This window comes from Aeromonas sp. 102P (assembly GCF_051920345.1).
Taxonomy (GTDB): domain Bacteria; phylum Pseudomonadota; class Gammaproteobacteria; order Enterobacterales; family Aeromonadaceae; genus Aeromonas; species Aeromonas veronii.
Genome location: NZ_JBQBCZ010000001.1, coordinates 1,457,059 through 1,470,922 on the forward strand (window position 1 = coordinate 1,457,059; position 13,864 = coordinate 1,470,922).

Consider the following 13,864-nt stretch of genomic DNA (forward strand, 5'->3'; position numbering starts at 1 on the left):
CTGGTTCAAGGAAACGGATTCTCGATGATCAAGATTGCCATCAATGGTTACGGGCGGATCGGTCGCAACGTGTTGCGAGCCCTCTATGAAAGCGGGCGCGACAAGACCATCAAGATCGTCGCCATCAACGAGCTGGCGGCCCCCGAGGCCATGGTGCACCTGACCCGTTACGATACCAGTCACGGTCGCTTCCACCATCCGGTGCAACTGGCGGGCAACAGCATGCTGGTGGGGGAGGATCTCATCTCCCTGTTTGCCGAGCGGGATCCGTCAAAGCTGCCGTGGCGGGCGCTGGGGGTCGATGTGGTGCTCGATTGCACCGGGGTGTTCGGCTCGCGGGCCGATGCCGAGCTGCATCTGTCGGCGGGGGCGGGCAAGGTGCTCTTCTCCCACCCGGCGGATGCGGATGTGGATGCCACCGTGGTCTACGGGGTTAACCATCAGGTGCTGACCGGACGGGAGCGGATCGTCTCCAACGCCTCCTGTACCACCAACTGCGTGGTGCCGGTGATTGAAACATTGCATCGAGAATTCGAGATAAATTGTGGTACTATTACGACAATTCATTCGGCCATGCATGATCAGCAAGTCATCGATGCCTACCACAGTGACTTGCGCCGAACCCGTGCTGCCAGTCAGTCCATCATTCCGGTGGACACCAAGCTGGCAAAGGGGCTGGAGCGTATCCTGCCCCACTTCGCCGGCAAGTTTGAGGCGATCGCGGTGCGGGTGCCGACCATCAATGTAACAGCGATGGATCTCAGTATTACTGTTCGTAAAAAAGTGACAGTTACTGACGTAAATCAAGCCCTGCAACGGGCATCCAGAGGTACATTACACGGTATTCTGGATTACACGGAAGAACCGCTGGTCTCCGTAGACTTCAATCATGATGCACACTCCTGCATCATTGATGGTACCCAGACCCGGGTGAGCGATGCCAACCTCGTCAAGATGTTGATGTGGTGCGATAACGAATGGGGCTTCGCAAACCGGATGCTGGATACCACCCGGGCCATGATGGCCGCAGGCTGAGCCTGCCCCGGGCGAAAGGTTACTGTTTTTAACATTACCTGGAAAATATAGAGGACTGAATATGTCTGTTATCAAGATGACTGACCTGGATCTGGCGGGTAAACGCGTTCTGATCCGTGCTGACCTGAACGTACCGGTAAAAGACGGCAAGGTCACCTCCGATGCACGTATCGTTGCGACTCTGCCGACCATCAAGCTGGCTCTGGAAAAGGGCGCCAAGCTGATGATCACCTCCCACCTGGGTCGTCCGACCGAGGGTGAATACAACGAAGAATTCTCCCTGGCTCCGGTTGTCAACTATCTGAAAGACGCTCTGTCCTGCCCGGTTCGCCTGGCCAAGGATTACCTGGATGGCGTAGAAGTCGCTGCCGGTGAGCTGGTTGTGCTGGAAAACTGCCGCTTCAACAAAGGCGAGAAGAAGAACACCGAAGAGCTGGCCAAAAAATACGCCGCCCTGTGTGATGTCTTTGTAATGGATGCGTTCGGTACTGCTCACCGCGCCGAAGGTTCCACCTACGGTGTTGCACAGTTCGCTCCGGTCGCTTGTGCCGGTCCGCTGCTGGCGGGTGAACTGGAAGCCCTGGGCAAAGCCATGCTGAAGCCCGAGCGCCCGATGGTTGCCATCGTTGGCGGCTCCAAGGTTTCCACCAAGCTGACCGTTCTGGAATCCCTCTCCAAAATCGCTGACCAGCTGGTTGTCGGTGGTGGCATCGCCAACACCTTCATCGCTGCTGCCGGTCACAACGTCGGCAAGTCCCTGTGCGAGCACGACCTGATCGACACCGCCAAGAAACTGGCTGCCGAGACCAACATTCCTGTGACCACCGACGTGGTTGTAGGTGCTGAGTTCTCCGAGTCCACTCCGGCCACCATCAAGTCCGTCTCTGACGTGACCGACGGCGACATGATCTTCGACATCGGCCCGGATTCTGCCAAGGCTCTTGCTGACATCATCATGAACGCCAAGACCATCCTGTGGAACGGTCCGGTCGGTGTGTTCGAGTTCGACCAGTTTGCTGAAGGCACCAAGGTTATCGCTGAAGCCATCGCTGCTTCTCCGGCCTTCTCCATTGCTGGCGGTGGCGACACCCTGGCTGCCATCGACAAGTTCGGCATCGCTGACAAAGTCTCCTACATCTCCACTGGCGGCGGCGCCTTCCTGGAGTTCGTAGAAGGCAAGGTACTGCCGGCTGTTGCGATTCTGGAACAGCGCGCCAAAGCCTAATTGACCCGGAACGGGGGGCAAAAGCCTCCCGTTTCGTTTATCATGTGCCCGCTGTGCCGGTTCATGATGAACCCCCCATTTTTTATTAACGGCATACGAGACAGGACGATTAAACATGTCTAAGAAAATTTTCGACTTCGTAAAACCCGGCGTGATCACTGGTGATGACGTTCAGAAAGTGTTCGCCATCGCTAAAGAGAACGGCTTTGCTCTGCCGGCCGTAAACTGCGTTGGTACCGACTCCGTTAACGCCGTACTGGAAGCTGCCGCCAAGGTTAAAGCGCCGGTTATCGTTCAGTTCTCCAACGGTGGTGCCGTGTTCACCGCCGGTAAGGGTCTGAAGCTGGAAGGTCAGAAAGCTGCCATCCTGGGTGCCATCTCTGGTGCCAAGCACGTTCACGCTGTTGCCGAAGCTTACGGCGTGCCGGTAATCCTGCACACCGACCACGCTGCCAAGAAGCTGCTGCCGTGGATCGACGGTCTGCTGGAAGCGGGTGAGAAGCACTTTGCTGAAACCGGCAAGCCGCTGTTCTCCTCCCACATGCTGGATCTGTCCGAAGAGTCTCTGGAAGAGAACATCGACATCTGCTGCGAGTACCTGACCCGCATGGCCAAGATGAACATGACTCTGGAGCTGGAACTGGGTTGCACCGGTGGCGAAGAAGACGGCGTCGACAACAGCCACATGGATCAGTCCGCTCTGTACACCCAGCCGGAAGATGTTGCTTACGCTTACGAGCGTCTGTCCAAGATCAGCCCGCGTTTCACCATCGCTGCCTCCTTCGGCAACGTACACGGTGTCTACAAGCCGGGTAACGTCAAGCTGACCCCGTCCATCCTGGACGCTTCCCAGAAGTACGTTTCCGAGAAGTTTGGTATCCCTGCCAAGTCTCTGGACTTCGTATTCCACGGTGGTTCAGGTTCCACTCTGGAAGAGATCCGCGAGTCCATCTCCTACGGCGTAGTGAAGATGAACATCGACACCGACACCCAGTGGGCAACCTGGGAAGGTCTGCTGAACTTCTACAAGAAGAACGAAGCTTACCTGCAAGGCCAGCTGGGTAACCCGGAAGGCGCAGACAAGCCGAACAAGAAGTTCTACGATCCGCGCGTATGGCTGCGTGAAGGTCAGACTTCCATGATCGCTCGTCTGGAGCAAGCATTCTCCGACCTGAATGCCATCGACGTACTGTAATTCGTTACAGCACCTTGATTGCATGAAAAGGCGCCCTTCGGGGCGCCTTTTGCATTTCTGTGATCCGGCATGGCTGGTTTGCCTTACCATAGCTGGGTATTATCGAAACAAACATGCTTATTTTATTAAACAATTTGCAACAAGGCAGGATGCTGAACATGCTGGCAGGAAAGCACAATGCACATCAGGAACACGTCGCCTCCTATTACGCTGCGACGCGTAACGACCTCCATCAATGGCCGGAACTGGAAGGTGAACTGAAGGCTGATGTCTGCATCATTGGTGGCGGCTTTACCGGCCTCAATACTGCTATCAATCTGGCAGAGGCCGGGTACAAAGTTGCCTTGCTGGAGGCCAATCGCATCGGCTGGGGAGCCTCCGGGCGTAACGGCGGTCAGCTTATTCGCGGTATCGGTCACGATACCAGCCAGTTTACCCGCTGGATTGGCGAACAAGGGGTACGCGATCTCGATCTGATGGGGCTGGAGGCGGTGCAACTGGTGCGCGAGCGGGTCAAGCGCTTCAATATCGACTGCGATCTCACCTGGGGTTACTGCGACCTTGCCACCCGTCAGCGCCATCTGGCAGGTTTCGAGGAGGATCTCGCCCATCTGGCGAGTCTGGGCTACGAGCATGAGGTGAGGCTGGTGCCGCGCGAGGAGATCCACACGGTCGTGGGCTCGGATCGCTATATCGGTGGCCTTATCGACATGGGCTCCGGCCATCTCCATCCCCTCAATCTGGCGCTCGGCGAGGCGCGCGCCGCCGCCAGCCTCGGGGTTTCCCTGTTTGAACACTCCGGAGTGACCCATATTGATTACGGCAAGCAGGTTGAGGTGACCACCGCCCACGGCCGGGTCACGGCTGATTATCTGGTGATCAGCTGCAACGCCTATCTCAACGACCTCAATCCGGAGCTGGGGGGCAAGGTTCTGCCCGCTGGCTCCTATATCCTCGCCACCGAGGTGCTCGATCGCCGCTTGCGCCAGCGCCTGCTGCCACAAAACATGGCGGTGTGCGATCAGAATGTGGCCCTCGACTATTACCGCCTCTCTGCCGACGGCCGCCTGTTGTTTGGCGGCGCCTGCAACTACTCTGGTCGCGATCCCAAGGATATCAAGGCGTTTATGCAGCCCAAGCTGCTGCGGGTCTTCCCCGAGCTGGCTGGTACCGCCATCGAGTTTCAGTGGGGTGGCATGATTGGGATCGGCGCCAACCGACTGCCGCAGATTGGCCGCTTGAAGGAATATCCCAACGTGCTCTACGCCCAGGCCTATTCGGGTCACGGCCTCAACGCCACCCATATGGCGGGCAAGCTGGTGGCCGAGGCGATCCGCGGCGAGAGCCGGGGTTTCGATCTCTTCGCCAGCGTGCCCCATATCACCTTCCCCGGCGGCCCGGCGTTGCGCTCCCCGCTGCTGGCACTGGGAATGTTGTGGCACCGGATGAAGGATGTGTTTTAGGGAGAGACTAGCGTTGCGGGAGATCGCCCAAGGGCTCAATTTTTACGATGACGTAGACATAACCATGCAGCGTAAAGTAGGTGTTTTCTTCGATTTTTTTTGAAAATATGTTGGTTTCTTCGGCAGAATGCTCTTCACCGCCATAGAAAAATTCTGAGCCATCTCGTCGGAGAATTAATGGCCAATATACATCGCCACTTCTGACATACCCCATCCATTCCCGTTTCGTCATGATGTGGCCGGTTTCATCCAGTCCGCATTGCAGCACGATAGCTTCGCTGGCGTCTGTGCTGCCTTGGTCATCCTTATATCTTGCGATTATTCGGCATAGCTTCATGGGGTTATCCTTGTCACAATGTTGAATTAAGCTAGCCTAGCTTATCGGGTTGAGTGGACCAGCCGCCAGCCCTGTTCGTCTTTCATCATCCATACCTCTGCCTCTTGCGGTAGCACTTGGCCCACCTCGAACTCGCCATATTTGCGTTCGAGCTCCATCAGGCCCATCTCCTGCTGGAAGGGGCCAACCCGGTCGTAGACTAGATCCTCGTCGTGCAACACCTGCAGTTGATCGAGCCCCTGCTTGAAGTGGAGCAGGTAACTCACCTTGACCAGATAGACCCCCTCCATCCGCTCTTCCTTGCCGAGGATGGTGAAGTCGCTGATCTCGAACAGGTTGGCGTCTGTCTCGGCCAGCAATCTAGCGGTCACCTGTTGTTGGATATCCTCTTCACCGGGCTCTGCACTGCAGCCATACAGCCAGAGGGCCAGCAGGGGGATGAACCACTTTTTCATCAAAACTCCGGATGGGCGAGACAATCGAAGGACAAATTTTGCCATGCTACCGATCATATACAAGGGATTGCCATAAAAATCAGCAATTAAGGTGCAAAGCCCCACCGGGTGGCGGTCACATACAAGGGATTATCAAAAAAATCAGCTATTCAGATGCAAAGCCCCCGCCTAGATGGCGGGGGCTGTGGAGGTCAAGGTAGCTGTTCGAGCCGTTGCAAAAACTCGGTCGGCCCCATAAAGCCGGTGACCCGCTGCCCCCCAAGCTCCTTGCCCTCGCGGTCGAAGAAGATGAGGGTCGGCAACCCCAGCACATTGAGGTTGTTGAGCAGCTCGATATCGGCATCGTCGTTGGCGGTGACATCCGCCTGCAGCAGCACCATCTGGCCGAAGCGTTCCCGCACCGCAGGATCGCTGAAGGTCTTGTGCTCGAACTCCTTGCAGGCGACGCACCAGTCGGCGTAGAGGTCGAGCAGCACAGGTTTGCCGCGGGCGGTAGCCAGCTGCACCTTGAGGTCATCCATGGTCTTGATGCGGACAAACTGCGGCGCGTTTTGGCTCGTGCCCGCAGAGACGGCAGCCGGGCCCGTGGGTTGTAGCTGATCCTTGCCCACTACCACGGCGCTGATCATCGCCAGCAACAGCACGAAGCCGCGCACGCTTTTGGCCACCGAGTGGGGTTGGTGCTGGTTGTGGTGATAGAGGTAGCCGCACAGCAGCAGCCCCCAGCCGAGCCAGGCGAGGGTAGTAACTTGATCGCTCCAGAGCCGTGACAGCAGCAGGATCGGCACCGCCAGCAGGGCAAAACCAAACAGCTGCTTGATCACATCCATCCAGGCGCCCGCCTTGGGCAGCAGCTTGCCACCCGAGGTGCCGAGCAGCAGCAGCGGCAGGCCCATCCCCAGTGACAGCGCATAGAGCGCCGCCCCGCCGAGCCAGAGATCGCCGCTCTGGGCCACATAGATCAGCGCCCCCGAGAGCGGCGCCGTGGTGCAGGGGGAGCAGACCAGCCCGGAGATCATCCCCATGATGGCGACCCCGACTACCGAGCCGCCCTGCTGGCGGTTGGAGAGGCCAGAGAGCCGGGTTTGCAAACTGCTCGGCAGTTGCAGGGTGTAGAGCCCGAACATGGAGAGGGCCAACAGCACGAACATCACCGATAGACCGATCAGCACATAGGGGTGTTGCAGTGCAGCCTGGAATTTCAGCCCTGCCGAGGCCACTACCAGCCCCAACAAGGTGTAGGTGACCGCCATCCCCTGCACATAGACCATGGAGAGCAGGAAGGCGCGACCGGTAGAGAGGCGATGGCCGGCACCGGCGATGATGCCGGTCAGGATGGGGTACATGGGGAAGACGCAGGGGGTGAAGGCGAGCCCCAGCCCCAGCGCGAAGAAGGCGACGATGCTGAGCCAGAACCCCTGATGGCCGAGGGCTGCGGCCAGCTGATCTTGCTGGCTAACCGGTGCGACGCTTTGTGCCGTATCAGCAGTGGACGCTGTGGTTGCCGTGACCAGCGGGGCCACATCGATCAGCTTGTCGGTCGGCGGGTAGCAGAGGCCGTCGGTACAGCCCTGATAGCGCACCCGCAGGGTGGCATTTTCCCCCACCTCCTTTAGCGGCACCGCGATGCTCACCTGCTGGTAGTAGACCCGGGTCTTGCCGAAGAAGTCATCCTCGTGCTCGGTGCCCTCCGGCAGGGTCGGCTCGCTGAAGGTGAGGTTGTTCCCCTTGAAGCGCAGGCTGTGGCGATAGAGGTAGTAGTCGTCGGCGATGTGGAGGGTCAGCAGCAGCTGATCGCCACGCTGTTCGCTCTCGATCTGAAAGGCCTCATCGACCTGCAAAAATTTGGGCTTGGCATTGGCTTCAATGCCCAGCGAGCTGAGCAGATCGGCGCCGCTGGCGTGGGCAGGGGAGCTGCCCACCGCTGTCATCAACAGGGCACAGAGCAGCAACAGGGGAGAGAGCAAGCGGGTGAACGTCATGAGGTCTCCCCATTGAGCCAGTCCAGATAGGCAGGTAGTCCGGCACTTACCGGCAGGGCCAGCAGCTCGGGCACCTCATAGGGGTGATGGGCTTGAATACATGCCTGCAGCTCGGCAAAGCGCGATTGACGGGATTTGATGATGAGCTGGATCTCGGTGGCGCGCTCCACCTTGCCTTGCCAACGATAGACGGAGGTGACGCCCGGCAGTTGATTGATGCAGGCGGCCAGCCGCTGGTTCAGCAGCTGTTCGCAGAGAAGGTCGGCACTGGTTTGATCTGGGCAGGTGCAGAGCACCACAATGGCGTCGGTCATAAAGCGGATCTTCACCTCGTTGGGGTAAACCGGGCAGGCGCCCTTGCCGTCTCATCCCTGTCTGCGGATGAAGGTGAAAAAAGCGCCCGAAAATCAGCGGCTACTATACCCCAGAGCCGCTTCAAATAGCATCTGTCGCCATTTGTGAGCCAGCGCCAAAAATTTGTGGGGGGCATGAGATAGACGCTGTCATGGGGACAGGGCAGAATGAGCGAGCTTGTTCCCAATTGACGTAAGGAAATGTATGACCCAACAGAATGAGCAGCAGAGAAACCGCATGTTGAGCCTGCTGCGTGAAGGTGAGCGCCGCATGTTGGTTCAATTGGCCGGGCTGCTGCGCACGACCGCCGATGAAATCAATGCCGAGCTGGAGAAAGAGGAGCTGATGGCCACCCTGGAGCAGCCCATCACGGTGGAGTATCTCAACGGCGTGGTGCAGCACCATCTGTTCGAGCGCAAACACAAGGGAGATATGGCGCTTGCCCAGCAGATCCTGAGCGATTATCAGAGCGAGCTGGAAGCGCTGCAGACCGCTCAGGCCCAGCCTGAAGAGGCTGCCGCTGCCGACGAGAGCGGCGAAGAGCTCAAGGCACAGGCTTGAGCGACGGGCAGGCCTGAATCCTTACCTCTGAATCAGCCGGCCTGCCAGCGCTGATCCCTGTTGCGGCCCCATCATGTCTGCCATGATGGGGCCGTGTCGTTTCTTCTGTAGTCTTTCCTTGTTGACCTTCACTTCTCGGTTTCAATCCAACTGATGCGTGCCTTAGCGCGCCTCTTGGGGCATGCCGTGCGGCACTTCGCGGGGGATGGGGAACACCTTGTCATAGCCCCAGTTGTAGACGAAGGCATAGATCAGGTAGAAGACGACGAAGCCCAGATCCAGCACCAGCGCTTCCAGCAGGCTGACGCTCAGCCACCAGGACATGACCGGCAGCGCGACGATCAGCAGACCGCCCTCAAAGCCGAAGGTATGCAGCACCCGTTGCCACAGGGTCTTGTGGGTATGGCCCTGATATTTGAGCAGCAGCTTGTCGACCCCGATGTTGTAGATGTAGTTCCAGACGGTGGCCAGCACCGAGAAGAACAGTGCCAGCGGGCCCATATGGTTGAGCCCGACCCCGGTCACCCAGCTGGCCAGCGGGGCGGCAATCAGCAGGCCAATAAATTCAAAGCCAATGGCATGGCGCAGGCGATCGTTACGGGTACGCATAAGTCACTCTCTCAATCAGATTTATTCACGGATTGCTGGTTAATCTATAGATCTTTAGCGATAGATTCATGTTGGTATCCATCGCTAAAATAGATGGATGAGAGAGCTTGCCGGAGGGCCATAAGATGACGCCATCACTGGAACAACTGAGGATCTTGCTGGCGGCCGCCGAAACCGGCTCGTTTTCCGCTGCCGCCCGCAAGCTGGGCAAGGCGCAGTCGGTGGTGAGCAGCGCCATCGCCAATCTGGAGATCGATCTGGCGCTCACCCTGTTTGACCGCAGCGGCCGCTATCCGCAGCTGACGGAGGCGGGGGCCCGCATGGTGCAGGAGGCGGGGATCCTGCTGGCGCAGAGTGAACGATTGCAATCCATTGCCGGGGAGCTGGCGGCCGGGGTGGAGACGCGGCTCACTCTGGCCATCGATGATGACTCCCACCTCCCCTGGCTCGGCACCCTGCTGGAGGAATTCGCCACTCGTTACCCGACCGTGGAGCTGGAGCTGCTCTTCCCGCTGATGGAAGATGTGACCGAGATGCTGGTGACCGGCCGGGCCCAGCTCGGCATCAGTTATCAGCAGGTGCATCCCCAGCGGGAGATAGTCGCCCGTTCGCTGGGGGAGGTGACCATGCCGCTGGTGGTGTCACCGGATCATCCGCTGGCCCGCAAGCAGCCGCTGCGGGAGGTCGATCTGCAGGGGGCACGCCAGCTGATGGTCACCGGCCGACGGGAAGGGAGCGAGCGCCAGCGTTTTCGCATCTCGGCTCAGGTGTGGTGGGTCGAGGGGGATCTCGGGGTGCTGGAGCTGGTCAAGCGGGGCCTTGGCTGGTCCGCCATCCCGGAATTTCTGCTGCATCAGCCGCTGGTTCGCGGCGAAGTGGTGGTGCTGGAGCCGGACTTTATCGCCAGCCACGCGCTGGCGCTGGAGTTGCAGTGGCATCGCGCCCGCCCGCTGGGGCAGGCGGGGCGCTGGCTGAAGGAGGCACTGCTGGCGCGGGTGCCTCGCTAGCCGACCTTACTCGGTCAGGGTGTAAGGCAGGGGTTGCAGGGTGAGGCGGGAGCCTTCGTCCTGCTTGAGACGGAATTGGGCGTCAGCCTCGGTATCTTTCGGCAGTACGGCGGTGAGCCACACCTGCCCGGCCTGTTGCCAGGCGTTGAGCACCATGCCGCTGCGACGCCAGTTGTCACCCAGTTGCAGCTCCAGGGTATCGCCACTGGCGACCGGCTCGTTGGCAGTCCCCGCCAGCAGGAACAGGGCGCGGTTGTTGGCGCCGCGATACTTGGCGCGGGCCACCGTTTCTTGCCCCATGTAGCAGCCCTTGTTGAAGCTGATGCCGTCCAGTGCCTGCAGGTTGAGCATCTGCGGGATGAACTCCCCCTGATGCACCGCTTCCATATGTGGCAGGCCCGCCTTGATCTCGAGCCCCCACCAGAGTGACTCGTCACCTTGCGGCAGGGCGTCGGCTTGCTGAGTGCTCACCAGCAGCCAGCGATCCTGTTCAATCTTCACCGCCATGCAGCCGTCGATAAGACCGCTCTGCAGAAGGCCAAATTGCGCGGCGATCCAGCCATCGCTGCCCGTACCGGCGATCCCGGTAGCGTGACGCTCATCGGCGGTGATCTCGACCTTGGAGAAAACGGCAAATTTCTTCAGCTCCGGCAGTTGGCGCTCCAGCACCGAAGAGCTGGTCAGCAGCAGCAGGCTGTCGTCGAGGCAGAGCAGGCGGAAATTGCTCCACAGCTTGCCCTTGGGATCACAGTGGCCGCCCGGGGTCTGTTGCCCTGGTTGCAGGGCGTTGACATCACAGGTGACCTGACCTTGCAGATATTTGGCGCGATCCTGGCCGCTGATACGGGTGATGGCCAGCTTGGTCAGGGAGAAACGGGTCGGCTCGGCAGGAAAAACAGGTGGTTGCAGGCTCACGATGGTATTCCAGAGAGAAAGTATGTGAGCTGCATGGTAAAGACGTAACTAATGTTTGTCAGCCGGAAAATCCAGCTGGTACCATCCCCCGGTCTTTGTAAGGAGAGTGCCATGTTGAGCCCAGTTGAAAAATCCCGCCTGAAGTGGGCCTGCCGTCGCGGTATGCTCGAGCTGGATGTGATCTTTATGCCCTTTTTCGAACACGAGTTCGACTCCCTGAGCGAAGCTGATCAGCAGACCTTTATCCGCCTGCTGGCGAGCGACGATCCGGATCTGTTCAAATGGTGCATGGGTCATGGTGTCCCTGCCGATCCCGCATTTGCCGCCATGATCCCGATGATCCTGGAGCGCAATCAGGCGCGCCACGACCGCCAGGGGTAATACCGTGGAGCGGGTGCTCATGACGGTTCACCCCTCCCGCCATCAGCAATGTTTGCTGGTGGCCCTCTTTCTGTTGCTGCTCTGGCCGGTGGCTGGCCTGATTGCCGGTTGGCAGTGGGCGCTGTTGCTGCCCGTCTGGCTGGCGGCGCTCTGGTTGAGCTGGCGCTCCCTCGTCGAGCTCCCGTTCGAGCTTGTCTGGGATGGCCAGTGGCTACAGTGGCAAGGTCGCCGCTATCAGCTCGGCAAGAAAAGCCGTATTCTGCCCGGCGTGCTCAGGCTAGCGCTTTGTCCCGAGCCGGAAGGCTCTGAATCGGCGTCGCCACGGCAACTGTGGCTCTTCTCCGACGCCCTTCCCCCCGAACATTACCGCCTGCTGGCGCGAGCCATCCACTTTCTGCCGTCCCGACGTTGACGCCTGCTTCCCTGATAACCAGGCGCTGAGTTATTGCGATAAGCCGCTGCCATGTGGCTGATTACGGTACTCTTTTTGTGGCTGAAAAGCGGTTGAAAACAAGTGACCCCGCCGGGGCGGGGTCACTGATTGCTGCAACGCTTGGCAGGAAGGGGGATTAATCCCGCTCCGGGGTCAGCACGGTCGGTTTGGAGTCCGGCAGCATATCCGGATGATCCAGGTTGTAGTGCAGGCCGCGCGACTCCTTGCGCTGCAGGGCGCAGTTGACGATAAGCTCGGCCACCTGCAGCAGGTTGCGCAGCTCCAGCAGGTTGTTGGAGACGCGGAAGTTGGCGTAGTACTCCTGCACCTCCTGCTTGAGCAGGTCGATGCGGCGCTTGGCGCGGGCCAGACGTTTGTTGGTACGCACTATCCCCACGTAGTCCCACATCATCAACCGCAGTTCGTGCCAGTTGTGCTGGATCACCACCAGTTCGTCGGAATCTTCCACCTTGCTCTCGTCCCACACCGGCAGGCGCGGCGGCTCCACACTCATCGGCAGCTTGGCCAGAATGTCGGCACCCGCCTGATGGGCATAGACCACGCATTCCAGCAGGGAGTTGGAGGCCATGCGGTTGGCGCCGTGCAGACCGGTGTAGGTCACTTCGCCGATGGCGTAGAGGCCGGGGATATCGGTCTGGCCGTTGTTGTCGATCATCACGCCACCACAGGTGTAGTGGGCGGCCGGCACGATGGGCATCGGCTCCTTGGTGATGTCGATTCCGACTGCAAGGCAGCGCTCATAAATGGTCGGGAAGTGCTTGATGATGAAATCGGCCGGTTTGTGGCTGATATCCAGATACATGCAATCCGCCCCGAGCCGCTTCATCTCGTGGTCGATGGCGCGGGCGACGATATCCCGCGGCGCCAGCTCGGCCCGCTCGTCAAACTCCGGCATAAAGCGGCTGCCGTCCGGGCGGCGCAGATAGGCTCCCTCGCCACGCAGCGCTTCGGTCAGCAGGAAGTTGGGGTCGTCCGGGTGGAACAGGCTGGTGGGGTGGAACTGGTTGAACTCCAGGTTCGCCACCCGGCAGCCGGCCCTCCATGCCATGGCGATGCCATCGCCAGAGCTCACATCCGGGTTGGAGGTGTACTGGTAGACCTTGGAGGCACCACCGGTGGCCAGTGCCACGAAACGGGCACGGATCACCTCGACCTGCTCGGCGTTGCGGTTCCAGACGTAGGCGCCCAGCACCTTGTTGCCCGGCAGGTTGAGCTTGCGGGTGGTGATGAGGTCGACCGCGTTGAAGCGCTCCATCAGCTGGATATTGGGGTGAGCGCGCACCTGATCGATCAGGGTGAGCTGCACCGCCTTGCCGGTGGCGTCCGCCGCGTGGAAGATGCGGCGATGGCTGTGGCCTCCTTCGCGGGTGAGGTGGTACTGGGACTCGCCGTCGGCGTTCTCCTCCTGATCGAAGGGGACCCCTTGCTGAATGAGCCACTGGATGGACTCGCGGGCATGGCGAGCGGTGAACTCCACCACTGCCGGGTCACACAACCCGGCACCTGCGTTGAGCGTGTCGCTCACGTGGGATTCGATGCTGTCGGTTTCGTCGAAAACGGCAGCGATGCCTCCTTGCGCATAGAAAGTGGCCCCTTCACTGATGGGCCCCTTGCTCAGAACCAGGACTTTGGCGTGGTCTGCCAATCGCAACGCGAGGGACAAACCAGCGGCACCGCTGCCAATGATCAGTACATCGCAAAGGTATTCAACACTTGCTTTCATAAGTATCATTGGCCTGGATTAAGAACTGGCACCATGGTAGCCCAAGCGAGGGCGAGGATGCAGCCTGCATCACATTTTTTTCAATTGAAGCGAACTTTCTCTGATTCTCCCTGTCTGAACTTGTGCGCTTAGGAAGGGCCGGAAAAGAAAAACGATAACCTGATGGGG

General features: G+C 59.5%; 15 protein-coding genes. 8 read left to right on the forward strand and 7 right to left on the reverse strand.

The window, feature by feature from the left end:
* Positions 1 to 24 precede the first annotated feature (24 nt).
* The 4 genes from epd (at position 25) to ACTG1K_RS07040 (ending at position 4,918) form a co-directional block, all read left to right on the forward strand.
* Complete coding sequence (epd, locus tag ACTG1K_RS07025; RefSeq protein WP_201991989.1) at positions 25 to 1,035, forward strand: erythrose-4-phosphate dehydrogenase; 1,011 nt, start codon at positions 25 to 27, stop codon at positions 1,033 to 1,035.
* A 61-nt stretch (positions 1,036 to 1,096) separates the two neighbouring features.
* Positions 1,097 to 2,260, forward strand: coding sequence for a phosphoglycerate kinase (locus ACTG1K_RS07030; RefSeq protein WP_005335436.1), 1,164 nt, complete (start codon positions 1,097 to 1,099; stop codon positions 2,258 to 2,260).
* 115 nt (positions 2,261 to 2,375) lie between these two features.
* Positions 2,376 to 3,455: a class II fructose-bisphosphate aldolase gene (gene fbaA, locus ACTG1K_RS07035; RefSeq protein ID WP_440005002.1), complete on the forward strand. Its 1,080-nt coding sequence runs from the start codon at positions 2,376 to 2,378 to the stop codon at positions 3,453 to 3,455.
* Between the two features lie 158 nt (positions 3,456 to 3,613).
* Positions 3,614 to 4,918 carry an NAD(P)/FAD-dependent oxidoreductase gene (locus ACTG1K_RS07040; protein ID WP_440005003.1) on the forward strand — a complete coding sequence of 435 codons (1,305 nt, stop codon included), beginning with the start codon at positions 3,614 to 3,616 and terminating at the stop codon, positions 4,916 to 4,918.
* Positions 4,919 to 4,925: 7 nt separating this feature from the next.
* On the opposite strand, the gene ACTG1K_RS07045 is transcribed toward ACTG1K_RS07040, so the two are convergent.
* From ACTG1K_RS07045 to cutA, 4 genes are all read right to left on the reverse strand, one after another.
* Positions 4,926 to 5,255: a hypothetical protein gene (locus ACTG1K_RS07045; protein WP_440005004.1), complete on the reverse strand. Its 330-nt coding sequence runs from the start codon at positions 5,253 to 5,255 to the stop codon at positions 4,926 to 4,928.
* Positions 5,256 to 5,296: 41 nt separating this feature from the next.
* Complete coding sequence (locus ACTG1K_RS07050) at positions 5,297 to 5,710, reverse strand: hypothetical protein (RefSeq protein ID WP_440005005.1); 414 nt, start codon at positions 5,708 to 5,710, stop codon at positions 5,297 to 5,299.
* A gap of 191 nt (positions 5,711 to 5,901) precedes the next feature.
* Positions 5,902 to 7,692: a protein-disulfide reductase DsbD gene (locus ACTG1K_RS07055; protein WP_440005006.1), complete on the reverse strand. Its 1,791-nt coding sequence runs from the start codon at positions 7,690 to 7,692 to the stop codon at positions 5,902 to 5,904.
* Positions 7,689 to 8,006: a divalent-cation tolerance protein CutA gene (gene cutA / locus ACTG1K_RS07060; RefSeq protein ID WP_279501116.1), complete on the reverse strand. Its 318-nt coding sequence runs from the start codon at positions 8,004 to 8,006 to the stop codon at positions 7,689 to 7,691. Before cutA ends, ACTG1K_RS07055 begins: the two co-directional genes overlap by 4 nt.
* 244 nt (positions 8,007 to 8,250) lie before the next feature.
* On the opposite strand from cutA, the gene ACTG1K_RS07065 reads away from it, so the two are divergent.
* The gene (locus ACTG1K_RS07065) at positions 8,251 to 8,607 is read left to right on the forward strand and encodes a hypothetical protein (protein WP_429151230.1); all 357 of its coding nucleotides are present in this window, start codon (positions 8,251 to 8,253) and stop codon (positions 8,605 to 8,607) included.
* Positions 8,608 to 8,769: 162 nt separating this feature from the next.
* Here ACTG1K_RS07065 and ACTG1K_RS07070 read toward each other — a convergent pair whose 3' ends face one another.
* Positions 8,770 to 9,216, reverse strand: coding sequence for a PACE efflux transporter (locus tag ACTG1K_RS07070; protein ID WP_047436069.1), 447 nt, complete (start codon positions 9,214 to 9,216; stop codon positions 8,770 to 8,772).
* Between the two features lie 125 nt (positions 9,217 to 9,341).
* Here ACTG1K_RS07070 and ACTG1K_RS07075 point away from each other — a divergent pair, with 125 nt between their 5' ends.
* On the forward strand, positions 9,342 to 10,223 hold the full coding sequence (locus ACTG1K_RS07075; RefSeq protein ID WP_103250472.1) for a LysR family transcriptional regulator: 882 nt from the start codon (positions 9,342 to 9,344) through the stop codon (positions 10,221 to 10,223).
* 6 nt (positions 10,224 to 10,229) lie between these two features.
* Here ACTG1K_RS07075 and ygfZ read toward each other — a convergent pair whose 3' ends face one another.
* Entirely contained in the window at positions 10,230 to 11,138 is a 909-nt protein-coding gene (ygfZ, locus tag ACTG1K_RS07080) for a tRNA-modifying protein YgfZ (RefSeq protein WP_440005007.1), read from the reverse strand.
* 111 nt (positions 11,139 to 11,249) lie between these two features.
* Here ygfZ and ACTG1K_RS07085 point away from each other — a divergent pair, with 111 nt between their 5' ends.
* Together ACTG1K_RS07085 and ACTG1K_RS07090 are read left to right on the forward strand one after the other, a co-directional pair.
* A complete protein-coding gene (locus ACTG1K_RS07085) occupies positions 11,250 to 11,519 on the forward strand; it encodes an FAD assembly factor SdhE (protein WP_005335417.1) in 270 nt (89 codons plus the stop codon).
* Between the two features lie 19 nt (positions 11,520 to 11,538).
* Entirely contained in the window at positions 11,539 to 11,931 is a 393-nt protein-coding gene (locus ACTG1K_RS07090; protein WP_042053916.1) for a protein YgfX, read from the forward strand.
* A 157-nt stretch (positions 11,932 to 12,088) separates the two neighbouring features.
* Here ACTG1K_RS07090 and nadB read toward each other — a convergent pair whose 3' ends face one another.
* On the reverse strand, positions 12,089 to 13,696 hold the full coding sequence (gene nadB / locus ACTG1K_RS07095) for an L-aspartate oxidase (RefSeq protein WP_005335413.1): 1,608 nt from the start codon (positions 13,694 to 13,696) through the stop codon (positions 12,089 to 12,091).
* Between the last annotated feature and the right edge of the window lie 168 nt (positions 13,697 to 13,864).